We start from the raw sequence: 22,685 nt of genomic DNA, 5'->3' as shown, positions 1-22,685 counted from the left end.
GGAGTGGCTCGGTCTACAACGCCGCGGTGACGTGGGGGATGGCCACGACGTGCCGTCGGGCGTCGATGGCGCGGTCCACGGCGCTGCGCAGCACCTGCAGGACCGCCCGGATCGAGTGGCCACGGTCGCGGTACACGTCGGCAAGGCGCTGCAGCGCGTCATCGGTCACGAGGTCCTCGATTGCGACCTCCGCGAGGGCGAAGCGCGTCCGGATCAGGTCGACCAGTGCCGTGCCGGTGAGCGGGTCGAGGCGGTGCTGGGCGTTGAACGTGTCGAGGATGTGAGGGTGCTCATCGAGGTAGTCGTGGTGGACGCTTGCGATCAAGGCGCCATCCAGACGGGTGAGCCACCCGTCGATCACGCCATGGAAGAACGCGCGAATCGCATCCGGTTGGTGGCGTCGGGCCGCGTCCCACTTGTCGGTGTCATCAAAGACCAGCAGGAGTTGCTGGTCGCCGTCGTGGAGGCCGTCGACCACCTGCTGCAGCACCTCCAGCGCGGCTTCCGCGTCGGGGCCCGGCCGGTGTTCACGGACCACGGCCGCCCATTCGGCCTCCGCCCCCACCTTGGCCCACGGAAAGCCGACCTGGCCGGTCGCCTTGACCTTGGCCAGAGATACCGGTGGGGCGACAGCCAGGTTGCGGCCCAGCATCGCGATGCAGTCGTTGAGGACAGCGGCGGGATCGTTGACGTCGATGCCGGTGGTCGCCACGGGAATGCGCACGGCTCCGATGTCGGCGTTGTGGGCGGCGATCCAGGCGGTGAGGCTGGACTTGCCTGACCCGGGTGGTCCGATGAGTGCGACCCGGTCCTCCTGGCGCAGGTCGCGGACGACGGCGTCCTCCAAGCCACTGGTATTGCCGTGGAGGTCCTGGCGGGGGACGTAGAGCCGCGCCGCGGTCTGGTCGTTGGGCGCGGGGTCCAGCACGTCGTGCTGTTGGAGGTCGTGCAGGTTCACGCCTCAGCCTTCCGTGGGTCGGTACAGGACGTGGCGGCCCTCGCGGGCAGAGGTGACGAGGCCCTCCTCGGCCAGGTCGGCCATGAGCTGGGAGACCCGGCCTCGGGTGACCCCGAGGGCCTGGAGGACCTCCGGGTCCGATGCGCTGGTGGGACCGTGGGCGCGAAGCCACCCGAGGACCTGCTGGTGGGTGCCCGACAGCTGCTCGGCGGCCTGGTCCTGCTGGCTGGCCTGTTCGATCCACGAGCGCGGGTCGGCAGAGGCCAGGGCCGCCCGGGCGGTGCGGACCAGTGTGCCCGGCAGCCGGTCGGTGACGGCCACGAGGTCCTCGGCCAGCTCGCGTAGGAGGCGGTCGAACGGGTCGGGGAGGTCCGCGGCACGTCGTCGCAGCAGCTCCGCGGCGTCGCCGTCGGACAGCGGGCCGAGCTGGACGTGTTCGAAGAACGCGTCGGCGGGGCGGCGGAGCCATTCGGCGTGGTCACCGGTCTCCACGGTCACCACCCACGGGATCGAGGCGGCCCACCAGACGTCGCGGAGCGCGGCGAACTGCGACGCCAGTGGACCGGCGGGCGGGTCGTCCAGCCAGATGACGGTCACGTCGAGCTGGGAGAGCTGGTCGGCAAGCGCGGCCTCCAGGGGTGTGCCCAGGCGCTCGAACGCCCCGAGGTCACGAGCGAGGCCTGTCAGGTCCTCGACCAGCCCAACGCGATGGACCCGCGTACCGGCGAGGAGCTGGTTGACCGTGGAGGTCTTGCCAGCACCGCGTGTCCCGCTCACCAGCAGGTTGGCGCCGAGGTCCAGCTGGTGCCGCCAGCGGGTGACCTCCTCCTCCCGATCGACGAACCGGGCACGGTCGCCTGTCGCGGAGCTCAGCGGACGATCAGACAGCACCCTTGCAGATTATCACCAAATGCAGTTAGACATGCTAACACGCAAGCAGCACTCGACCTGTGGGGCTTCACTGCCGCAAGCTCCCGGACGTCGGCCGTCCATGGTCGACCAGGCCCACTGCGACAGCGGTTCCCGGCACGGACCACCGCTCAAGCCTGACCTGCATCGACCACCTCACCCGGTCGGCGACGGAACTCCCCTCGCTCACACCACCGACGCAGTCGCCAGCACGGGCCATGCACCTTCCCGCCCGGACGACGACCGGCGACACGCCGCCAGCAACCCCGGACCCCCTTCACACACGTCTTGCAGACAAGGCCCGGCTGGGGCCGGCGGGACACCTCCCCAACATGGGAGGTGGTCGCCGGTGACGGTGTCGATGCGGGTCATGTCGGCCGGCAGCGGCTACCGATACCTGCTGGATTCCGTCGCGGTGGGCGACGGCCACCGGCCCGCGCTGGACTACTTCACCGCTGCGGGCACCCCGCCGGGCCGTTGGTTGGGGGCAGGCCTAGCCCAGCTCGGCGACGCCGGTGTCCGGGCCGGCACGAGGGTGGAGGAGGCACACCTGGCGAGGCTGTTCGGGGAAGGCCGAGATCCAGTCGGCGGGACAGCGCTCGGCCGGGCGTACCCGTCCTACACGCAAGGGTCGGGCCGGCGCGCCGTGGCGGGGTACGACCTGACGTTCTCCGCCCCCAAGTCGGTGTCGGTCCTGTGGGCCTTGTCCCCACCGTCGGTGCAACGGCGGATATGGGAGGCCCACCACCGCGCCATCGACGACGTGCTCGGCCTCTTCGAACGGGAGGTGGCAGCCACCCGGATGGGAGCGACCGGTCCGGACGGGGCCGTGGCCCAGGTCGACGTGCACGGGGTGGCGGCGGTGGCCTTCGACCACTGGGACTCCCGCACCGGCGACCCGCAGCTGCACACCCACGTCGTGGTGTCCAACAAGGTCAGGACTGTCACCGACGGGGCATGGCGGTCCCTTGACGGTCGCCCGGTGCACGCGGCGATGGTGGCCCTGTCGGAGCACTACAACGGTCTGCTCGCCGACCGCCTCGCCCGGACGCTCGGGGTGCAATGGGGGTTGCGTGCGCGTGGTGCCGACCGCAACCCCGCGCTGGAGGTCACCGGTGTCCCGCAATCCCTGCTCGACGGCTTCTCCTCACGCACCGCCGCGATCGAGCAGGCCAAGGACCAGCTGATCGCCGACTACGTCGCCACGCACGGTCGGCAACCCACCGCGGGAGTGGTGATCCGGCTGCGCCAGCAAGCCACGCTGGCCACCCGCCCCGACAAGCAGGTCCGCTCCCTGCATGACCTCACCACCAGCTGGCACGACCGGGCCGCACGGATGCTCGACGACGACCCCGCGCAGTGGGCAGCCGGCCTCGTGCGGCCCCCTGCAACCCCCGTGCTGTCCTCCGGCACCCCGGATGTGGAGCAGATCGCCGCCGCGGTGCTTGAGTCGACGTGCGAGCGACGATCGACCTGGCACCACTGGAACCTTCACGCCGAGGCCAGTCGCCGTCTTGCCGGCCACCGGTTCGACAGTCCCCGGGCACGCGAGGCCGCCGTCGACCAGGTCGTCGCGCGTGCGGAGGCCGGGTCGGTCCCGATCGAGCCGCCCGACCTCGCCCCGGTGCCAGCGGCGTTGCGGCGGGCCGACGGCACCAGCGTGTTTCGACCCAGGCACGCCGTCCGCTATACCTCCACCGGGCTGCTCGCCGCGGAAGACCGCCTGCTCCGGCTGTCCCGCGACCCCACCGGACCTGCCGCCCCCGACCATGTCGCAGCCACGGTCGTGCAACTCCCCGACCGGGACGGCCGCACACCCGGGAACGACCAGGCCGACGCGGTCGTCTCGATCGCCCGGTCCGGCCGGAGGGTGGACCTGCTCGTCGGCCCGGCAGGCACCGGCAAGACCACCACGCTGGCCGCCCTCCGCAGGGTGTGGGAGGCCAGCCACGGCCCCCGCAGCGTGGTCGGGCTCGCCCCCTCCGCGGCAGCCGCACGGGTGCTGGCCGACGAACTCAGCATCGCAACCGAGAACACCGCCAAATGGCTCCACGACCACCGCAACGACCGCGCTGCCCTGACGCCCGGGCAGCTCGTCATCATCGACGAGGCCACCCTCGCCGGCACCCACACCCTCGATGCACTCGCCACACACGCCGCCACCGTCGACGCCAAGGTCCTGCTCGTCGGTGACCCAGCCCAGCTCGCCGCCGTCCAGGCCGGCGGCGCGTTCAGCCTCCTCGCCACCGACCGGCCCGACCACCCGACCCTCACCGAGGTCCGACGGTTCACCACCCCCTGGGAGGCCGACGCCTCACTGCAGCTGCGTCGCGGTGACAGCGCCTGTCTGAACACCTATGCGGCGAACGGTCGGGTCCATGACGGGCCGACCGAGACGATGGTCGACACCGCCTACACGGCCTGGCACGCCGACACGCGGGACGGCCGGCACAGCCTGCTCATCGCTCCGACCCGTCAGCTCGTGACCGACCTCAACGCCCGGGCGCGTACCGACCTGATCTCCGCCGGCCACGTCAACCCCCTCCGCGAGGTGCCACTTCGCGACGGCACACGCGCCTCGGCCGGCGACCGGATCGTCACCCGCCGCAACGACCGGCGGCTGCGTGCCGGCCGACGGTGGATCCGCAACGGCGACCACTGGACGGTGACCGCCACCCACGCCGATGGCAGCCTCACCGCGACCGCGCCCGGCGGCGGCCCGCAGGTCACGCTCCCAGCCGGTTACGTCGCCGAGCACGTCGACCTCGGCTACGCGACCACCACCCACCGCGCCCAGGGCTCGACGGTCGACACCGCCCACACCATCGTCACCGACGCACTCACCCGCGAACAGCTCTACGTCGCCATGAGCAGGGGCCGGCACGCCAACTCCGCCCACGTCTGTACCGACACCCCCGACGCGGAACCCCACACCGCACACCCGAGGACCGCAACCGACGTCCTCGCCGCGGTCCTCGCCCGCACCGGGGCCGAAGAGTCCGCCCACGCCCGGGTCCGGCGAGCGCAGGACCGCGCAGGGTCCATCGCCACCCTCGCCGCGGAGTACGAGACCATCGCCAACGCCGCACAGCACCACCGCTGGACACAGCTGCTGGAAACGAACCTTCCCGACCCCCTCGCCCAACGTGTCATCCGGTCACCCGCGTTCGGCCCGCTCGCCGCGGCGCTACGGATGGCCGACGCACACGGCTGCACCCCCGAACAGGTCCTGCCCGACCTTCTCACCCGGGGTGGGTGGCGTGGTGCGCGGGACCCGGCCGCGGTCCTGCGGCACCGGGTCCTGTCCCACCTCCGATCGGTCGGCCCGGACGGCACACCCAAGCTCGTCGCCGGGTTCCTCCCCGAGGCCACCGGCACCATGGACCCGACCATGGCCGCCGCGCTGGACACCCGCCGGGAACTGATCCTGCTGCGGGCCAGAGATCTGGTCCGTACGGCCATCGCCGACCGGCGGCCGTGGGTGGTCAGTCTCGGCCCGCCCCCGCCCGACCGCGACCGTCGTCGCGCCTGGACCAGGGCACTGGTCACCATCGCTGCCTACCGCGACCGCCACGACATCCACGCCGACACGCCCCTCGGCACCACCAGACCGTCCCACCCCGCCCATGCTCTCGCCGCCGCGGCCCTCCACCGCGCCAGGACACTCGCGCACCGTCCCGCCACGACGGGCCACCGGGCTTCGCGGGCACCCAGCCGGGCACACGACGGCCCCGGAATGTAGTCGTACCGTGCTGCCATCCCGCCGCGTCCAGGCGAAGGCGGCCCCGGGGCCAGCACTCCGAGCCCATCCAGTGGACGGAAGGGCGACAGCGTCCGCAGACCTGGCTGGACTCGCCCGTTCAGCTCTCCGGGGGACCCGGGGGGTAGGTGTGGGTGTCGGGTCCGCTGATCACGCATGGACGCCGTTCTGTGCTCCCGACGGTGTCCTGCACGATGGACCCATCAGCGAGGAGGAGCACCCGGCACGCCGATCCGAACGCCAGGTCGTACCCGAAGAACACGAAGTCGAGGGGACGATCTGCATAGGCGTCCACCACCGCATCGACGTCGGCCGGGTCACTCCCCTCGATCGTGAAGGACTGCCACTGCCCCAGGACGGACGGTTCGACGTCGGCGGTGTGGCAGTGCATCGCGATGGCCGGGGCGTGATCGACGATCTCATACCCCTGGCACTGGCTGGTGTTGAACCCCGGCAGGTCGTCGTCGAACCAGCCGACGCGCCGCGTGATGCCCACCAGGCTCGGCGCGTCCCGATCACCGGGGGTGACATCGGTGACCTCCACCGACACGCCACCGCGGATCGCGGTGCGGACGGCGGTGTTGGGCGGTGGCCAGTCCTCCTCGAAGTACGACCCGATCGCAAGGGCCACGTCGGCGGTCACCTCGACCTCGTACAACCATCCCTCGGTGCTGTCGAGCTCGAACGTCCACGTGCGCGTCAACGCCGGACCGTACTCGAGTGCGACCTCCTCGGGGTCGGGAGTCGGCGTTGCCGTCGCTGTGGGCGTCGGGGTCGGGGTGGGCGTGACGTCCGTGACGGGCGCGACCGGTGAGGGTTGCCGGTTGAGGTCGATCGGGCCGTCGCCGAGGAGGCCGTCCTCGGGTTCGTCGTCGCCACCACCCAGGCTGAGCACGGCGAACAGCCCCAGTACCGCCGCCACGGCAGCGCCAAGAGCCAACCCACGCCGCCTGTTTCTTCTGGGCAGCACCGGGATCGGGGCTACCGAGGGGCCGGACCACGTCCGGCAGGCCCCGACGATGGGCGCCAGCCAGGCGTCGGGGTCGGGCGGTCTGGAATCGGGGTCCTCGGCCAGCCCGGCCGTGATGGCCCGTACGACGTCCGCCGGGACGCCGCGTGCGAGAAGATCTTGCCGGGCGCGGTCCTGGCCCTCGGGGGCCTCCCCGCTGATCAGCCAGGTCAGCAGCGCTGATGCCGCCCACAGGTCCGATCGCACGTCGACGAGCCCGCCGACGCGCCGTTGCTCCGGAGGTTGGAAGCCGTCGGTGCCACCGGCGGCCGTGATCCCGGTCGACCGGGCCAGGTCCTTGCAGAACCCGAGGTCGGTGACGGCCAGCCGCTCCCCCGGTCCGACCACGAGCGACGCCAGATCCACCGGCACCGCGGGTGGTGCGGTGGTCAGCAACAGGTTCGACGGTGTCAGATCCCGGTGCACCACCTCGGCAGTCGACATCGCCCCGATAGCCGCCGCGAGCGGTCGCGCGACCGCCGTGACGTCAGCCGCGCCAGCCGACCAGCCCGCCTGCCACAGCTCGTCAACACGTTCGCGGACCGTTCCGCGGTCGCACAGCTCGAGCACCAAGAACGGCCGCCCGTCCTCGCCCTCGGCCAAGTCGTGGGCCCGCACGACATGAGGCGAGCCGATCCGTCGCAGCACCTGCCCCTCGGCCACGAACCGATCGCGCATGTCGGGATCGGCGGCATGGTTCTCGGCCAGGATCTTGACCGCGACCGGGTCGTCGAACTGCTCGTCGAAGCCGCGGTGGACCGTCGCGAAGGCCCCCGAGCCGAGCACACCGTCCAGCCGGTACCGGCCCAACAGTCTGGTGGTCACTGCGGCGACTCCTCGAGTCGACGGCCGATCATGACGCGACCGCGGGACACACGGGTCCGCACCGTTGCGGGCTTGAGGTCCAGCAGCGCAGCGATCTCGTCGTAGTCCAACTGCTCGACATCGCGCATGATCACCGGCCGCCGGTAGCGGTCGGGCAGGTCCTCGAGCATCGCCTGGACATCACGTCGTTCCGCGATCATCGACGACACTCGCCGCTGGTCGGCGGCGAGACGCGCAGGAATCTCGTCGGTGGGTCGCTGGCGTCGGACGGCGTCGATCGCCCGGTTTCGGGCCACCGTGTACAGCCAGGTGGAGAAGCGGCTCCGGCCGTCCCACGACCCGACCCGTTCGGCCACGGCCACCACGACGTCCTGACAGACGTCCTCCACCATCTGGGCGTTGACGACGACACGCCGCACGGCAGTGCGGACCAAGCCGAGCCGGTCGATGAGTTCGAGCGTGCGGTCAAGCGCCGCACGGTCGCCGGCGGCAGCGGCGACCGCGACCCGCTCGAGCTCCGCCCGCAGGTCGACCCCGTCGCGTGTTGCGCCGTCGCGTGTCATTGCCGGTCGAGTCCCACTACACCGGCTGCGGGACGTCGCTGACCTTGACGCACGTGAGGAGGTTCGACTCCGATCGCTCGGTGAAGCTCATCGTGACGCGCCGCTCATCCTCCCAGGTCAGCTCGACGTCATGCACGCTCTCGGTGTCCCCGATGAACAGCCTCCCCAACGCCTCGCCCACCGAGCCCTCCAAACCGTAGTAGTCCAGAACCTCCCGGTCCTCCTCGCGGACGACGACGACCGTCACGTCACCGTTGTCCTGCCACTCACCCTCGAAGAGCTGCCCGTTGGTCAACGGTCCGCCACGGGCCCGGAAGAATCCCTCGGGATGCACCGCAACCGTGGCCTCCACGACATCGAGGGGGTGGGACACGACCTCGTCGGGACGGGCGAGATGGGGGAACGAGTCGATCGTGCCCTCGAGTTCGAAGGCCCCGTCGAACGGCGCAGGAAGGGAGTCGAGCTCGGCCACGTCACCCTGGAGCTCGGCCACCTCCTCGGCACGGCACGACCACGTGCCCGCCGCCAACTCCCCGATCGACGGTCCCGATCCACACGCAACCGCCACGACAGCCATCACACCCGCGACCCCCGTCCACATCACCGCACGCCGAGAACTGCTCATCATGTGCTCCCTTGGACGTTAGACCATCGACGTCCGGTATGACGCAGTGGCACATGCATTTGTGTCACGAGGTGCCGAACGTGCTACGGCGACCGGCGATTCGCGCCGAGCAGGCAGGGATGGACAGTCTCGACTGTTGACATCCCGGCGCCTTACGGATCCTGGGCGACCTTCTCCACTTACCAGTGGTGCCGTAGACGGCGAGAGCCATGAGTGTGTGGGCGAGCCTCACGGCCCAGACGCCGTCCACCGCTGTCCATCCCAGTAGCGAGGGGGACCGCCGTCCGATGGGGGATACCAACCCGGCGGCGGTCCTGCAGTGGCCGAAGGCTGCGTCCTGTGCACGGCTGCCTCCGCGACCTTCTTCGAGATGGTCTTGACCTTCTTCGAGCCGCATGACGGGCACTGCTTGTACGCCTTGAGGTGCGACTTCCGCTCTTGGTGGACGGTCTGGATATGGAGATCCTGTTGCCGTGCAGACAGCCCCGTCCCCACGATCGGTTTCCGTGCGGATGTCCACTTCTCTGCGAACCAGATGTGGTCGCACCGCTTGCATTGTCTGGCCTCCTCTGGATGAAGGAAACTCATGGAGACGCTCCTGTCACGTCGAGAACCTCTTGAACGTCATCAGGGCCCGGACCGTCGTAGTCCGCCTGCTCGCCTGCCTCGACTAGTCGGCTGTAGGTCTGTGAAGCAGCCTGCTTGCGCAGGTTGGTGAACCGCACTGGGTTTGATGAGGCTCGGGCTATTTGTTTCTCATGGAGTGAGCCCGGTTCTCTGGACACCGTCCCTCTTGCGAGGAGGATGGAGCCACGATGCCGAGGAACCGCCCGCCGTACCCACCCGAGCTGCGTGAGCAGCTGATCGCGCTCGTCAAGGCCGGGCGTTCGCCGGAGGAGCTGTCGCGCGACTATGAGCCGACCGCGCAGACGATCCGGAACTGGATCGCCGCCGACGCTGCCGAGGACGACCCTGACCAGCTCGGCCGTGCCGAGCGTGACGAGCTCGCCCAACTTCGCCGGGAGAACAAGATCCTGCGCGAGGAACGCGAGATCCTCCGAAAAGCCGCGGCCTGGTTCGCCGCGGAGACCGACGCGACGCCCCGGAGGCGTTCGCGTTCATGAAGGCGCATCAGGCCGAGCACGCCGTCGCGACGATGGCCCGACTGCTGGAGGTCTCCACCAGCGGCTACTACGCGTGGCTGTCCCGCCCCGACAGCCAGCGCACGATCGACGACCGCGAGCTGAGCGAACGGATCCGTCACCACCACGCCGAGTCGCGTGGCACCTACGGCGCCCGCCGCATCCACGCCGACCTGCTCGCCGAAGGCCGCGAGGTCGGCGTCAAGCGTGTCGCACGGTTGATGCGCAACGCCGGTCTTGAGGGCGTCTCGCGGCGCCGCAAAGGCAAGACCACTCGACAGGACCGCGCCTCAGCCGCCGCCCCAGACCTGCTAGAGCGGGACTTCACCGCCACATGGCCAGACCAGAAGTGGGTCGCCGACATCACGTATGTCCCGACGTGGCAGGGCTTCACCTACCTCGCGATCGTGCTCGACGTCTGGTCCCGCAGGATCGTGGGCTGGGCGACCGCGCCCACCCTGCACACCCAGGTTGTGCTCGACGCGTTGAACATGGCGGTCTTCCGCCGCCGGCCCGACGCGGTGATCCATCACAGCGACAAGGGCTGCCAGTACACCTCCATCGCCTTCGGACAGCGCTGTGCCGAGACCGGCACGACACCCTCGACCGGATCGACTGGCGACTGCTTCGACAACGCGATGGCGGAGAGCTTCTTCGCGTCGCTGGAGTGTGAGCTGATCGACCGGACCCGGTTCGCGACTCGGCATGAGGCCGACCTCGCCGTCATCGACTACATCGAGGGCTTCTACAACACCCGCCGGCGCCACTCCGCGCTGGACTACCGTTCACCCATCGACTACGAGAACGACGCCTCCTCCGAGGCAGCCTGACCCAAATCCGACCCCGTCCACGAAACAGGGGTCACTCCACCCCCAACGCTTCGGCGGGAGTGCGCCAGCCCAGTGTCTTGCGGGGCCGTTGGTCAAGCGTCGCGGCAATGGCCTCCAGGACCTCGGCGTCGTGGCGGGCGAGGTCGTTGTCCTTGGGGAAGTACTGGCGAAGTTCTGGGACCCGCGGGGCCCCGCCACCGGCAAATGAATCAGACGCACGGTCCTACACCACCCGATGGGACTCCCTCGAGCATCATGAGCACGACCACTTCTTGCGGAGCTGACGGACCTCGCGGACTTCCCGCTCCCCCGCCGCGCTGTAGCGATGCGACGTGATCTTTCGTGCTGAGGTGTTGTCTGGCATGACTCCATCCTCGTTTCCAAGGCCAGGAGCCTCGAAGGAACCCAGGGAAGTTCTGTAGCCCTACTTCGGTACCGAAGGCTCTGACCAGCCGCGAGCACCTCGCCAGCGACGACAACGCATTAGTCGCTTTCCACAACACCCACCCCGCTACATCACCCACGACGGGCACACGACCCTCGGTTGGTTTTTCGAGAAGCCGGTCTCTCACGTAGGTTACCGTCATGCGTGGACCGCTTGAGGGTGTACGGATCATCGAACTGGCCGGCATCGGCCCCGGACCATTCACGGGCATGATGCTGGCCGACATGGGCGCAGAGGTGATCCGTGTCGACCGCAAGGGCGGCAATCCCGCCGCCGCGGTCGGTCACGGTGCGCTGTTCCGGTCGCGTCGCAGCATCGCGCTTGACCTCAAGTCCCCTGCCGGAACCGAAGTGGTCCTTCGGCTGGTGGAACTCGCCGACGGGCTGTTCGAAGGATTCAGGCCGGGGGTGGCCGAACGGCTGGGCGTGGGCCCCGAGGACGCCTTGGCGCGCAACCCCCGGGTGGTCTACGGACGAATGACCGGCTGGGGTCAGGACGGGCCGCTGGCATCCGCCGCCGGGCACGACATGAACTACATCGCGCTGGCCGGGGCGCTGCACGCGATCGGCGAGGCCGATCGCAAGCCAATCCCGCCGCTCAACCTGGTCGGCGACTTCGGCGGCGGCGGGATGCTGCTGGCCTACGGGATGGTGTGCGGGCTGCTGCACGCCCAGCGCAGCGGCACTGGTCAGGTCGTGGACGCCGCGATGATCGACGGCACCGGCCTGCTGATGAATCCGTTCTTCGCTCTTCGGCACGCCGGGATGTTCACCTTCCAGCGTGGAAGCAACATGCTCGACGGCGGGGCGCCCTTCTATGACACCTACCGCACCGCGGATGGCCAATGGATTTCGCTTGGTCCGATCGAGCCGCAGTTCTACTCGCTGATGCGTGACCTGTTGGGTCTGGCCGAAGACGAGTTGTTGGACAACCAATACGACCAGCCCCGCTGGGCTGAGCAGAAAGCCCGCATTGCCGAGGCCGTCGCCAAGCGGACGCGGGCCCAGTGGGACAAGATCCTGCTCGGCACCGACGTCTGCTATGCGCCGGTGCTGACGCTGGACGAGGCGGCCGTCCACCCACACAACGTCGCGCGTGGCGCCCACGTCGAAGTCGATGGGATGACTCAGGCCGCACCGGCCCCCCGGTTCAGTGCCACCCCACCCGCGGCGCCCACACCGGCAACGACGCCGGGCACCGACACCCGCGCGGTACTGGCCGACTTCGGCTTCGCCGACGCCGAGGTCGAGGAGCTCGTGGTGAACGGAACGGTCGCCGACGTGAGCTGACCGCGCCGATGTGGGACTGACCCGACGCCGAGGGCCCTCAGGCCCGCTCGAAGACGGCGGCGAGCCCTTGGCCGCCCCCGATGCACATGGTCTCCAGCGCGAAACGCCCGGCGCGACGCTGGAGTTCGTAAAGCATCGTGGCCAGTACTCGACATCCCGTGGCGCCCACGGGATGCCCCAAGGAGATGCCCGAGCCCAAGGGGTTGAGGCGAGAGTCGGTCGCCTGCAGCTCGAGTTCGTCCAGAACCGCCAGGACCTGGGAAGCGAACGCCTCGTTCAGTTCCATCAGGTCCAGGTCCGCGATCGTGAGATCCGCACGGGCCAGAGCAGTCCGGGACGCCGCAACCGGCCCGAGACCCATGCGCGACGGTTCCACGCCCGACACTGCCCAGGAGCGCAGCACCGCAAGAGGCCTGACCCCCAGGTTCTCGGCCACGTCCCGCGTCGTGACCAGGCACACCGCGGCGCCGTCGTTCTGTCCCGAGGCGTTCCCAGCGGTGACGGTGGCCGCCGAATCGACCGCGGCCCGGATCGGTCGCAGCCGCTGCAGCGCCTCCATCGTGGTGGCGCTGCGAACGTGTTCGTCAGACGACACCGTGGTCTCTCGCCCACGGCGGTCGGTCACCGTGACCGGGACGATCTCGGCCTCGAAGTGTCCCGCGGCTTGCGCCGCCGCAGCCTTGCGGTGAGAGTCCAAGGCCAGCTGGTCCTGGGCCTCGCGCGACACGTCGTACTCCTGACGAAGGTTCTCCGCCGTCTCCAACATGCCGCCCGGGACGGGATGGTTGCGCCCGCCCGCGGTCACGCGCCCACGCGCGAGCCGGTCGTGGAAGCTCGTGTCGCCCCCGACCCCGAACCGGGCGCCCAGCACGTAGTGCTCGGCGTTGCTCATGGACTCCACGCCGCCGGCGACCACGGCATCGGCCACACCCGTCTGCACCCGCATGGCGGCGTCCAGCACCGCCTGCAGTCCCGACCCGCAGCGACGATCCAGCTGCAGGCCGGGAACACTCACATCCATACCTGCGTCGAGGGCCGCCACACGCCCGATGGCCGGGGCCTCGCCATTGGGATAGCACTGGCCAAGGATGACGTCGTCGACTTGTTCGGCGGTGACACCGGTCCGGCGGACCAGCTCACCGACCACAATGGCGGCCAGCCGGGCGGCGGGCACGTCGGACAGGGACCCACCGTAGGTCCCCACCGGGGTGCGAACCGGCTCGCAGATCACGGCTTCGCGCAGGTGACGGGTCATCGGGTTGGCACCCGTTGCACGACCGTCCGGGCCTCGGTGTAGGACAGCAAGGCATCACGGCCGTGCTCGCGTCCGAACCCAGATTGCTTCACTCCGCCGAAGGGCAACTCGTCATAGACCCGCCCCAGGGTGTTGACCCAGACGTATCCGGCATCCATGGCGTCCGCCACTCGCAAGGCCGCTCCGTGGTCGGTTCCCCAGACGGACGCGCCGAGACCGTATGGGGTCTCGTTGGCCACCGCGATGGCCTCCGCCTCGTCGCTGACCCGGACCACGGACAGCACCGGCCCGAACGTCTCCTCCTGCCGCACCCTGGCCCCCGGCTGCGGGTCCAGCAGCAGGGCCGGCCGCAGGAACCAGCCCTTCTCGGTTGCCCTGTCATCCGGACGCCCGCCCCCCACCAGGGTCGCGCCACGGTTGACGGCGTCCTCGATCTGTTGCTCTAGGTGTTCCCGCCCCGCCTGGGTGTGCAAGGGGCCCATCGTGGTGCCCTCCTCCAGGCCGTCACCGACAACGATCCGCTCGAGGCGGTCGGTCAGTGCGTCGATCAGCTCGTCGGCCACTGCCTCGTGCGCAATCAGGCGCTTGGGTGCAACACAGACCTGCCCGGCGTTGTAGAAGCGGGTGCCCATCAGGGCACGGGTCGTGGCCCGGACGTCGACCGCGTCCAGGACGACGAACGGGTCGCAGCCCCCCAGCTCGAGCGACACGCGCTTGAGCTCGCCTCCCGAGGCGGCACCGACACGCTTGCCGACGGCCGTCGAACCGGTGAAGGCGATCCTTGCGACCGAGGGATGCCGCACCAGTGCGTCGCCGACTTCCGCCCCTCCAACGACCACTTGGACCAGACCCTCCGGTACGTGCCGCGACACGATGTCGGCGAGCTCCCGGGTGATGACCGATGTGGACTCGGCCGGCTTGACGACGAAGCCGCAACCCGCAGCCAGGGCCGGGGCCAGCTTGGTTCCGAACAGCGACGCCGGGAAGTTCCAGGGCACAATGCCTGCGACCACGCCGACGGGGCGACGTTTCACGAGACCCTCGACCCCGCCACCGAGATCGACGTGCTGGCCATCTGCGCCGGTGGCCATGCCGGCGTACTGGATGAACGGTCCCACGTACCGCTTCAGCTCCATCCGGGCCTCCTTTCGGGTCTTGCCCTGCTCCTGGACCAGCGCCACGACAAGTTGCTCCAGCTCCGCGGATGTGTCCGCCGCGACGGCCAACAGTCGCTCGGCGCGATCCATGGGCGACAGGGCGGCCCACTGCTTCTGGGCCCTTGCCGTGGCTTCCACCTTGCGGCTGACCGACGACTCGTCGTCGCGGTCCACCCTTGCCAGCAGCGTTCCGTTTGCAGGGGACCGGACCTCGATCGGTTCCATCGTGTACCTCCTGATAGTTTTGGATTGATCAATCAGTCGGGTTGACTATACTGCCGCCATGCCACCTCTGAAACCCCGTCCCGTTGTTGACTGCCATGTTCATGTGGGGGCGACTGAACGGTGGATCCCCGAGGGCCTGGAGTTGGCCCGGCAAACCGCCGACGACGACGCGCACCAGGCGCTTGGGCCCGACGGCCCCGTCGGTGAGAGGGTGGGGCCGTACCTGGCGGAACAGGGGGTCACGGTAGGGATGGCCATTCCGTCCGGACGGTGGCCGGTGCAGGAGTACACCCTCCAGGAGGCGGAGGCCTCGGGGGGGATGTTGCGCCCGTTCGTGCAGTACGACCCCCGCAATGTCACGGGTGCCCATCGTCGCTTCGCTGCCGCGATCGCAAGGGGCGCCGTCGGCCTGAAGGTGCACCCGGCCAGCCACCAACTTCCCGCCAATGACCGGGCCCTCTACCCGCTGTACGCGGTGGCCGCCGAGCACCAGATCCCCGTCATGGTCCACGTCGGCTCTTCGGTCTTTCCAGGGGCCAAGATGCGTTACTGCGACCCGATGCTGGTCGACGAGGCAGCAGTGGACTTCCCGGAGGTCGACTTCCTGCTTGCCCACTCCGGGAGGGGCTTCTGGACGGATCAGGTCTTCTTTCTCACCCGGATGCGCCGCAACATCTGGATGGAGTTGTCAGGGATCCCGCCCCGTCGGCTACCAGAGACCTTCCCCGAGCTCGACCGGGTCGCCGACCGTCTCGTGTGGGGCAGCGACTGGCCCTCATCCCCGCCCATTCGACGGCTCACCGACGAGATCCAGCAGCTCCCCTTCAAGGCCGAGACCATCGAACGGCTCCTTTGGCGCAATGCCGCTGAATTGTTCGGGCTGACGGAGTTGTTGGCCGCCCACACCCAGAAGGAACCCACGACATGACCGTCCTCGACCTCCAGATCGATCCCACGGTTCGTGGCTGGTCACCCGAGCTGCCCACCGTCTACCAAGAACTCGCTGACCGGGCAGGGCAACTGGCCGCGTCGCTCGCTGGCGAGGACCACCTCTGGGACGCCGAGGGCAGGTTCCCCTGGCCGGAGGTGGCGGTCCTGGGGTCCCACGGGGTACTGGGCCTGACCCACCCTGAGGAGGCCGGCGGGGCCGGATTGCCCCGGCTCGCGGCTGTCGTGGTGCTCGAGGCGCTCGCCCAGCACTCGTTCACCCTCGCCGAGGCGACCCAGATTGCGGCCAACGGCCCGGCATACGTTCTGTCGACCATCGCCGCCCCCAGGCTACGGGATCGATGGGTCCCCCGGGTCCTGGCCGGCGAGACCCTCATCTCGATCGCGATCACCGAAGTCGACGCCGGATCGTCCTTGGCGGAGATCGCGACGAACGCCACGTCCGATCCAGTCGGTTGGTCGGTGTCAGGCACGAAGTGCTTCGTGACCGGGGGCTCCCTGGCAGGCGCCCACCTGGTGATGGCGCGGATGGGGGAGAGCCCGGGGGTTCGTGGACTGGGCTATGTGTTGGTAGACGCGGGCGCCCCCGGCTGCGACGTGCGACAGGTCCACCGCAAGATCGGGGGCAACGCCACACCAGAGGCGGTCATCGACTTCGCGGTCGCTGGCATCGATGACGAGGCGATCGTCATCCACCCCGACTCAGGGGGCTTCGCCCTGGCCATGCAGAGCTACAACGCCATGCGGATCGGTATCGCCGGCATGTGCTGCGGCGTGGCCCGCCGGGCGCTCGACCTGGCCGAGGCTCACCTCGCGCAGCGGGTACAGGGGGGACGGCCGCTTGCGAGACGGCAGGGCCTTCAATGGCGGATCGCTGAACTCGAGCTGGAGTTGGAGTCCGCGAGGCTCCTTACGTACCGGGCCGCCTCGCGCGTGGACGAACACGGCTTTCCCGACGGTCTGGACACTGCACGGGCCAAGCTGGCCGCATCCCGCGTGGCCGTGGCCGCGGCCGATGCGGCCATACAGATGCTGGGATGGCGCGGCATCGTCAGCGCCGAGGACCATCCAGCCGAGCGCATCCTCCGAGAGGTGCGCGGCTGGACCATCGCTGGCGGCACCTCCGAGAGCCTGCTGAACATGCTGGGGCGGGCTGCCCTTTCCGGACACGGGAGTGGACGGTGAAGTACGAGGAAATCGAGCTCGGTTCGGTTCACGAGACCCGCGCCCAACTGATCACCACCGAGGACGTCATCGCGTTCGCGTCGGACTACGACCCGCAACCCATGCACACCGACCCGGCGTTCGCGGAGGGAGGCCCCTTTGGTGGCCTCATCGCCTCGGGCTTTCACACCATGTCCATCGCTTGGTCGTTGTGGATGACCCACGGGGTGATGGAGCAGGACGGCCAGGGCGGCATCTCCCTCGATGACGCCCGATGGTTCGCCCCGACCCGACCTGGGGACCGCATCAGGGCACGGGTGACCATCTCCGAGCGCCGTCTCACCACGCGCGGACGCGGCTTCATCCGGATGGACTTTGAGGTGCTGGACCACGACGACTCGGTCCTGATGTCGTTCTCCACCACCGGACTTCTCGCGCGACGCGCGGACGGCCTCACACCCGGCGACGCAACCCCCAATCCCAACACCCAGCAGGAGCATTGACATGACCGTGAAGTGGCGCACCAATCCCGACGAGCAGATGCTCCGCGACACCGTCAAGCGAATTGGCAACGACTTCGGCCCGAGCTATTTCTTGGCCAAGGCCCGAAAGCACGAGCACACCGCCGAGCTGTGGCAGACCGCGGCTGACGCGGGACTGGTGGGGGTGAATCTGCCCGAAGAGCACGGGGGCGGGGGAATGGGCATCACCGAGCTCGCGGTGGTGGCCGAGGAGTTCGCCGCCAGCGGATCACCCCTGATGATGATCGTCGTCTCCTCGGCGATCTGCGGCTCGGTGATCGCCCGGTTCGGCGACGCGGAGCAGCGCACGGCATGGCTGCCCGCCATGAGCGCCGGCGAGTCGATCTTCGCGTTCGCGATCACCGAACCGGACGCTGGGTCCAACAGCCATGCCCTGTCCACGCACGCCAGACGCGACGGCGACGGATGGGTGCTGCGGGGCCAGAAGTACTACATCACGGGTGTCGACGTTGCGGACCGCATTCTTGTCGTCGCCCGCACCGGCACCGACGAGGACGGCCATGGACAGTTGTCGTTGTTCGTCGTGGACACCGATGCTCCGGGGCTGCGCAAGGAACCGATTCCGGTGGCGCTGACCCTGCCGGAGCGGCAGTACACGCTGTACTTCGACGACGTGCGTCTCGACGACGACCGACTGATCGGGGAGGCGGGGGACGGACTGCGGCAAGTCTTCACCGGCCTCAATCCCGAACGGATTCTCGGGGCGGCACTGGCCAACGGCGTGTCGCGGTACGCGTTGGACCGCGCCGCGGAGTATGCCAACCAGCGTGAGGTGTGGGGCGTTCCGATCGGCAGCCACCAAGGGCTCGCCCACCCCCTTGCCGAGGCCTTCGTTCAGGTCGAGCTGGCCAGGCAGATGACCAGCGTCGCCGCCCGCGAGTACGACGAGGGGGAGAACGCCGCGATGGCGAGCAACGTGGCGAAGCTTGCCGCCGCTGACGCCGCGATGTTGTCCGTCGACCGCGCAATGCAAGCACACGGCGGCAACGGGTTCGCCGAGGAGTATGGCATCGCGGAGTTCTGGAGCCTGGCGCGCTTCCTGAAGACTGCCCCGGTGAGCCGTGAAATGGTGCTGAACTTCGTCGCCGAGCGTGGGTTGGGCCTTCCGCGGTCCTACTGAGCTCCCGGAGGAGGACTCACCCGATGAATCGTTCGAGCGCCGTTCGGTGGGCGTCGGACTCCTGGCACTCCATGGTGGCTTCGGCCTCCTTGACGAGGTGTTCGAGCAACCCGTCCTCGTGCATCAGCGCCTTCATGTGCCGATGGGCGATTCGTGGGCCAGCCGCCAACGTCGCCGCCTGGCGCAGCGCCTCCTCGGTGACGTCCTCGGGCGCCACGACCGCGCTCGCGAATCCCAGGGTGTCCAGGGTTGCCACGCTTGGCCGGTGCCCGGTCAGCAGCATCTTCTTCGCGACAGAATCACCCAGCACGCGCGGGAGCAGCCACGTGACCCCCCAGTCGCCGGGCAGCCCGATCCGGCCATAGGCCGAGACCAGTGTGGTGTTGGTCGCGACCACCCGCAGATCGCAGGCCAGCGCGATTCCGAGGCCAGCCCCGGCAACAGCCCCGTGGAGCGCGGCGACACAGGGAACGCGGAGGGCGCGCAGCAATGTGACGACGGAGAACCCGTTGACGAGACGATCGTGCTCGTGCCTGCGTGCTGCTGCCCGATCAGCCGGGTTCATGGGTCGCCGGTCGGGCACGTCGTGGAGGGTCTCCACGTCTCGTCCGGCGCAAAAGGCGCGACCAGCTCCTGATATCACCACCGCGCCGACCGAGTGGTCGTCCTCCACAGAGATGAGTGCGTCACGACATCGCTCGACGCTCTCCGCGTCGAGGGCGTTGAGACGGTCCGGCCGGTTGAGTGTGAGGTGAAGCACCCCATCGGCGCGATTGACGAGTACCGGAGCCGCGGAGTGATCTTGTTCCATGTGCGTGGCCATGCTAGCGTTCAATCAATCGATAAACAAGGAGTGAGCGTCGTGAAATGGTGACCGCGATCGTGACGGGCGCCGCGCGTGGTATTGGAGCCAGCGTGGTAACAAAACTGCTGGAGTCCGGCCTACACGTTGGTGCGCTGGACCTCGATCCCACGGTGGAGTCCACCCGTCACCCCAACCTGCTCGGCATCGAGTGTGACGTCGCCGACGCCGATGCTCTAATCGCTGCGGTTGCTCGCGTCACCGCGCGGTTCGGCCCATCGACGGTCGGCGTGGCCAACGCCGGGATCCAGCGAGACGCCAGGGTCGGGCACATGCGGGCCGCCGACTGGGACGAGGTGATCCGCGTCGACTTGACCGCCGGGTTTCGACTGACCCAGGCCTTGTGGGCGGCGATGTCGTCGGCGGGAACCGGACGCATGGTTTATCTGTCGTCGGTGGCCAAGGACGGCAATTTCGGCCAGGCCAACTACGCGGCGGCGAAGGCGGGGTTGGTGGGACTTGCCCGAACGGTCGCGATCGAGGGCGGTCCTGCGGGTATCACGGCCAATGTGGTGTGCCCCGGCGTCATCGACACCCCTGGGACCGCTGAGTTCAAGCAGCGGGCCCCAGCCGCGTACGAGAGGTTCATTTCCGGTGTCCCGGCTCGACGGGCGGGCACACCGACCGACGTTGCCGGTGTGATTGACTTCCTCTGCAGCCCGGCTGCGGCATATGTCTCGGGGCAGACAATCTACGTCGACGGCGGACTCTCCTGCGGCCATAACTAGGCGACATTCCACCCGTCTTCTCGGCAAGAACCAGACTATGAAATGAGTTCGCGAATGAGTGCGTCAAGCCAGCCCAGACCGTCGCTAGGCAACGACTTCGACGACAAGCGACGCCGCATCCTCGCCGCGGCCGGGGAGGTGTTCGCTGACCGGGGGTTCGTCGCTGGGACCACCAAGGACATCGCAGCGCGCGTGGGGCTGTCACAGCCGGCGATCTACCACTACGTCGGCTCCAAGGAGGACTTGCTACACGAGATCGCTCTTGGGATCGACCAGACCATGCGTGGTGTGCTGGCGGATTCTGGACCGCGCGGAGACGCCCGAGCCCACCTCGTGGAAATCGTGACACGGTTCACGGAGGCGGTGATCGACAGCCAGGTCCCCTACACCGTCTACTACAAGGAACTGCACCAGTTGTCGCAGGACCTACGTCATCAGATTGCTGAGGACGAGCGGTTGTTCGTCAGCCACATTGCCGAGGTCGTGCGGGACCTACAGGCATCGGGGGACCTGCCGTCGGACGCGCCTCCATGGGTCGTCGCGCAAGGGATTGTGGGGATGATCAGCTGGACGCACCGGTGGTTCCGTTCGAGTGGCCCCCTCACCCCCAAGGAGATCGCCACCGTCTTTCTCGACCTCATTGGGCTCGGCCAAGCCGGTTTGGGCGAACCGACAGCCGAGCCCGCCCAGGCCTAGAGCATCGCGTAGCCGCCGTTCACCGACAGGGTCTGTCCGGTGACCCATTCGGCTTCGTCAGACGCGAAGTACGCAACCGCACCGGCTGCATCCGACGGAGTCCCGAGGCGGCCGACTGGGTAACGACGGGTCATCTTGGTCAGCTGCGCCTCGTCGTAGGTGTCATGGGCACCGGGCGTGAGCGTCGTGGACAACGACACGTTGTTCACCGTGACTCCATCGCGCCCGACCTCCTTGGCGAGGGCTCGAGAGAACCCCATCACTCCCGCCTTCGCCGCCGCGTACGCCGCAACGTTGAGTTCTCCCACTCGTCCAGAGTCCGAGACGATGTTGATCACCCGTCCGAACCGGCGAGAGACCATCCCCGGAAGGACTTCCCGTGTCACGGTCAGGGTCCCAATCAGGTTCACACCGATGTCGCGCATCCACTGAGCGGGGTCGGAGGACACGAACGGTTGAAATGTCCACACACCGGCGTTGTTGACCACGACGTCCACCGAACCCAGCTCGCGGGTGACACTGGAGACCGCGCCCCGGACGGCCTCGGAGTCGGCGACATCCGCGGTCGCCCCCACGACCGGCGCGTCCTCGCTCCGCCAGTTCCCGACCCGCTCCGCGACAGTGTCGCTGTCCATGTCGATCACGCCAACCGCGAAGTTGGCGGCGAGGAGGCGGTCCACGATGCCGACCCCGATGCCCCGTGCGGCACCAGTGACGATGGCGACGCGACGGGTATGCCTCGTCACCGCAGTCCCTCCTGCAGCGACCCTCGGCCGATGACGTTGCCTTCTTGGTCACACACCTCGACGGTGGCTGAACCATCGTCGGCCACACTTCCCGCAGCGACCAACCGGTCACCGAGCCCGTAGGGCCGAAGCTGTTGGCTCCGCAGCGTGAACGGGACATCGAGCCCGTTTGCCTGCCGCCAGGGCTCGTGCAGCATGCCGACCACGGCCGACCCTTGACCGATGACCGAGTCGAAGCCGGCCTTGCGCGCCACCTCGTCATCGAGGTGCAACGGGTCGGGGTTGTCCAGGGCCACGGAGAGGCGCGCGAGCATCATCCGGTCCACCACGGGGCTCACGACCTGTGGAAGCTCGCGCCCGGCACCATCGGGGTCGAGGGCGGTCACGCCCTGGTCGTCACGAGGGTCGTGGTCGTCCACTGGTTCCATGGTGGGCTCGTCACGCGATTCGGTGAACAAGACCTCCCAGTCACAGACAGGCGTGTCGCCACGTGCGAATCCCGCACGCAATCGGAGGAACTGTCGGTGGCCCCCGCGTGAGCCGGCCCGCTCCCAGGCGTCAACGACCATGGCACGCCCGGCGACCTGGTCCTCTTCGGTGACGGGCAGGCCATGCCAGCGCACGTCGATACCGACGTTCAGGGTCCGCCCCCATGTGAACGACAAGGTCTCGGTGAGGTCCTCTGTCGTCACCGCCAGGAAGAAGCCGAACATCGCGGGCAGGACAGGCCGGGCACCCAAGCCAGACGACCGGGCGGCGCTGACGTCGAGCAACTCGGCATCCTGCAAGCCCAGAGCCCGGGCGTAGTTGACCGTGCTCAGGCGTTCACCCGGGACGAAGGTGACCGGCGGGAAGACGGGCCGATGGGAGCGTTCTACCCGCATCCG

At 68.9% G+C, this 22,685-nt stretch carries 19 protein-coding genes and 1 pseudogene; 9 read left to right on the top strand and 11 right to left on the bottom strand.

All coding sequences use genetic code 11. From position 1 onward, the window contains the following. Positions 1 to 13: 13 nt before the first annotated feature. Both DVS28_RS10175 and DVS28_RS10170 read right to left on the bottom strand, forming a co-directional pair. Entirely contained in the window at positions 14 to 958 is a 945-nt protein-coding gene (locus DVS28_RS10175) for an nSTAND1 domain-containing NTPase (RefSeq protein WP_114591348.1), read from the bottom strand. A gap of 3 nt (positions 959 to 961) precedes the next feature. Beyond that, positions 962 to 1,849 (bottom strand): helix-turn-helix domain-containing protein, encoded by an 888-nt coding sequence (locus tag DVS28_RS10170; protein ID WP_164710358.1) that lies wholly within the window; start codon positions 1,847 to 1,849, stop codon positions 962 to 964. Between the two features lie 367 nt (positions 1,850 to 2,216). On the opposite strand from DVS28_RS10170, the gene mobF reads away from it, so the two are divergent. Continuing rightward, complete coding sequence (gene mobF / locus DVS28_RS10165; RefSeq protein WP_164710357.1) at positions 2,217 to 5,609, top strand: MobF family relaxase; 3,393 nt, start codon at positions 2,217 to 2,219, stop codon at positions 5,607 to 5,609. 118 nt (positions 5,610 to 5,727) lie between these two features. On the opposite strand, the gene DVS28_RS10160 is transcribed toward mobF, so the two are convergent. From DVS28_RS10160 to DVS28_RS10150, 3 genes are read right to left on the bottom strand one after another with little or no spacing between them, the layout of a single operon-like run. Beyond that, complete coding sequence (locus tag DVS28_RS10160; RefSeq protein ID WP_216826533.1) at positions 5,728 to 7,461, bottom strand: protein kinase domain-containing protein; 1,734 nt, start codon at positions 7,459 to 7,461, stop codon at positions 5,728 to 5,730. Then, complete coding sequence (locus tag DVS28_RS10155; RefSeq protein WP_114591345.1) at positions 7,458 to 8,024, bottom strand: RNA polymerase sigma factor; 567 nt, start codon at positions 8,022 to 8,024, stop codon at positions 7,458 to 7,460. The genes DVS28_RS10160 and DVS28_RS10155 overlap by 4 nt, the downstream gene beginning before the upstream one ends. 16 nt (positions 8,025 to 8,040) lie before the next feature. Further along, a complete protein-coding gene (locus DVS28_RS10150) occupies positions 8,041 to 8,649 on the bottom strand; it encodes a hypothetical protein (protein WP_164710356.1) in 609 nt (202 codons plus the stop codon). 815 nt (positions 8,650 to 9,464) lie between these two features. Here DVS28_RS10150 and DVS28_RS10140 point away from each other — a divergent pair. Beyond that, positions 9,465 to 10,621 (top strand): IS3 family transposase gene (locus tag DVS28_RS10140; RefSeq protein ID WP_114591342.1). Its coding sequence is split into 2 segments (ribosomal slippage): positions 9,465 to 9,717 and positions 9,717 to 10,621, totalling 1,158 coding nucleotides; the frame shifts between segments, so codons are not numbered across the junction. A 31-nt stretch (positions 10,622 to 10,652) separates the two neighbouring features. Here the strand turns inward: DVS28_RS10140 and DVS28_RS10135 are convergent. Then, positions 10,653 to 10,793: pseudogene (locus tag DVS28_RS10135) on the bottom strand (IS30 family transposase); the annotation flags it as partial. 413 nt (positions 10,794 to 11,206) lie between these two features. Here DVS28_RS10135 and DVS28_RS10130 point away from each other — a divergent pair. Beyond that, positions 11,207 to 12,355: a CaiB/BaiF CoA transferase family protein gene (locus DVS28_RS10130; protein WP_114591341.1), complete on the top strand. Its 1,149-nt coding sequence runs from the start codon at positions 11,207 to 11,209 to the stop codon at positions 12,353 to 12,355. A gap of 37 nt (positions 12,356 to 12,392) precedes the next feature. Here the strand turns inward: DVS28_RS10130 and DVS28_RS10125 are convergent, their stop codons facing one another. Continuing rightward, positions 12,393 to 13,610, bottom strand: coding sequence for an acetyl-CoA C-acetyltransferase (locus tag DVS28_RS10125; protein WP_114591340.1), 1,218 nt, complete (start codon positions 13,608 to 13,610; stop codon positions 12,393 to 12,395). Continuing rightward, the gene (locus DVS28_RS10120; RefSeq protein ID WP_114591339.1) at positions 13,607 to 14,992 is read right to left on the bottom strand and encodes an aldehyde dehydrogenase family protein; all 1,386 of its coding nucleotides are present in this window, start codon (positions 14,990 to 14,992) and stop codon (positions 13,607 to 13,609) included. Before DVS28_RS10120 ends, DVS28_RS10125 begins: the two co-directional genes overlap by 4 nt. Before the next feature lie 58 nt (positions 14,993 to 15,050). On the opposite strand from DVS28_RS10120, the gene DVS28_RS10115 reads away from it, so the two are divergent. The 4 genes from DVS28_RS10115 to DVS28_RS10100 are packed head-to-tail and all read left to right on the top strand — an operon-like array spanning position 15,051 to position 18,766. Further along, entirely contained in the window at positions 15,051 to 15,920 is an 870-nt protein-coding gene (locus DVS28_RS10115) for an amidohydrolase family protein (RefSeq protein WP_114591338.1), read from the top strand. Next, positions 15,917 to 17,125 (top strand): acyl-CoA dehydrogenase family protein, encoded by a 1,209-nt coding sequence (locus DVS28_RS10110; RefSeq protein ID WP_114591337.1) that lies wholly within the window; start codon positions 15,917 to 15,919, stop codon positions 17,123 to 17,125. The genes DVS28_RS10115 and DVS28_RS10110 overlap by 4 nt, the downstream gene beginning before the upstream one ends. Then, positions 17,122 to 17,607 (top strand): MaoC/PaaZ C-terminal domain-containing protein, encoded by a 486-nt coding sequence (locus DVS28_RS10105; RefSeq protein WP_164710353.1) that lies wholly within the window; start codon positions 17,122 to 17,124, stop codon positions 17,605 to 17,607. The genes DVS28_RS10110 and DVS28_RS10105 overlap by 4 nt, the downstream gene beginning before the upstream one ends. A 7-nt stretch (positions 17,608 to 17,614) precedes the next feature. Continuing rightward, complete coding sequence (locus DVS28_RS10100; RefSeq protein ID WP_425461051.1) at positions 17,615 to 18,766, top strand: acyl-CoA dehydrogenase family protein; 1,152 nt, start codon at positions 17,615 to 17,617, stop codon at positions 18,764 to 18,766. Between the two features lie 16 nt (positions 18,767 to 18,782). On the opposite strand, the gene DVS28_RS10095 is transcribed toward DVS28_RS10100, so the two are convergent. Further along, positions 18,783 to 19,589, bottom strand: coding sequence for an enoyl-CoA hydratase/isomerase family protein (locus DVS28_RS10095; protein ID WP_114591335.1), 807 nt, complete (start codon positions 19,587 to 19,589; stop codon positions 18,783 to 18,785). A 47-nt stretch (positions 19,590 to 19,636) separates the two neighbouring features. On the opposite strand from DVS28_RS10095, the gene DVS28_RS10090 reads away from it, so the two are divergent. Both DVS28_RS10090 and DVS28_RS10085 read left to right on the top strand, forming a co-directional pair. Next, positions 19,637 to 20,356: an SDR family oxidoreductase gene (locus DVS28_RS10090; RefSeq protein WP_216826532.1), complete on the top strand. Its 720-nt coding sequence runs from the start codon at positions 19,637 to 19,639 to the stop codon at positions 20,354 to 20,356. 54 nt (positions 20,357 to 20,410) lie between these two features. Beyond that, on the top strand, positions 20,411 to 21,052 hold the full coding sequence (locus DVS28_RS10085; RefSeq protein ID WP_164710350.1) for a TetR/AcrR family transcriptional regulator: 642 nt from the start codon (positions 20,411 to 20,413) through the stop codon (positions 21,050 to 21,052). Here DVS28_RS10085 and DVS28_RS10080 read toward each other — a convergent pair. Continuing rightward, the gene (locus DVS28_RS10080) at positions 21,049 to 21,798 is read right to left on the bottom strand and encodes an SDR family NAD(P)-dependent oxidoreductase (RefSeq protein ID WP_114591332.1); all 750 of its coding nucleotides are present in this window, start codon (positions 21,796 to 21,798) and stop codon (positions 21,049 to 21,051) included. The two genes, DVS28_RS10085 and DVS28_RS10080, sit on opposite strands and share 4 nt — an antisense overlap. After that, positions 21,795 to 22,682, bottom strand: coding sequence for an FAS1-like dehydratase domain-containing protein (locus DVS28_RS10075; RefSeq protein WP_164710348.1), 888 nt, complete (start codon positions 22,680 to 22,682; stop codon positions 21,795 to 21,797). Before DVS28_RS10075 ends, DVS28_RS10080 begins: the two co-directional genes overlap by 4 nt. Between the last annotated feature and the right edge of the window lie 3 nt (positions 22,683 to 22,685).

This window comes from Euzebya pacifica, from assembly GCF_003344865.1.
Classification (GTDB): Bacteria; Actinomycetota; Nitriliruptoria; order Euzebyales; family Euzebyaceae; genus Euzebya; species Euzebya pacifica.
This window is presented reverse-complemented; position numbering and strand designations above follow the sequence as displayed.

What these genes read in the sequence shown, in the direction of transcription:
- DVS28_RS10095 (WP_114591335.1), bottom strand. Translation starts at nt 19,589, where the DNA reads ATGGCCACGCACATGGAACAAGATCACTCCGCGGCTCCGGTACTCGTC.
- DVS28_RS10120 (WP_114591339.1), bottom strand. Translation starts at nt 14,992, where the DNA reads ATGGAACCGATCGAGGTCCGGTCCCCTGCAAACGGAACGCTGCTGGCA.
- DVS28_RS10155 (WP_114591345.1), bottom strand. Translation starts at nt 8,024, where the DNA reads ATGACACGCGACGGCGCAACACGCGACGGGGTCGACCTGCGGGCGGAG.
- DVS28_RS10125 (WP_114591340.1), bottom strand. Translation starts at nt 13,610, where the DNA reads ATGACCCGTCACCTGCGCGAAGCCGTGATCTGCGAGCCGGTTCGCACC.
- DVS28_RS10075 (WP_164710348.1), bottom strand. Translation starts at nt 22,682, where the DNA reads ATGCGGGTAGAACGCTCCCATCGGCCCGTCTTCCCGCCGGTCACCTTC.
- DVS28_RS10085 (WP_164710350.1), top strand. Translation starts at nt 20,411, where the DNA reads ATGAGTGCGTCAAGCCAGCCCAGACCGTCGCTAGGCAACGACTTCGAC.
- DVS28_RS10110 (WP_114591337.1), top strand. Translation starts at nt 15,917, where the DNA reads ATGACCGTCCTCGACCTCCAGATCGATCCCACGGTTCGTGGCTGGTCA.
- DVS28_RS10115 (WP_114591338.1), top strand. Translation starts at nt 15,051, where the DNA reads ATGCCACCTCTGAAACCCCGTCCCGTTGTTGACTGCCATGTTCATGTG.
- DVS28_RS10150 (WP_164710356.1), bottom strand. Translation starts at nt 8,649, where the DNA reads ATGAGCAGTTCTCGGCGTGCGGTGATGTGGACGGGGGTCGCGGGTGTG.
- DVS28_RS10130 (WP_114591341.1), top strand. Translation starts at nt 11,207, where the DNA reads ATGCGTGGACCGCTTGAGGGTGTACGGATCATCGAACTGGCCGGCATC.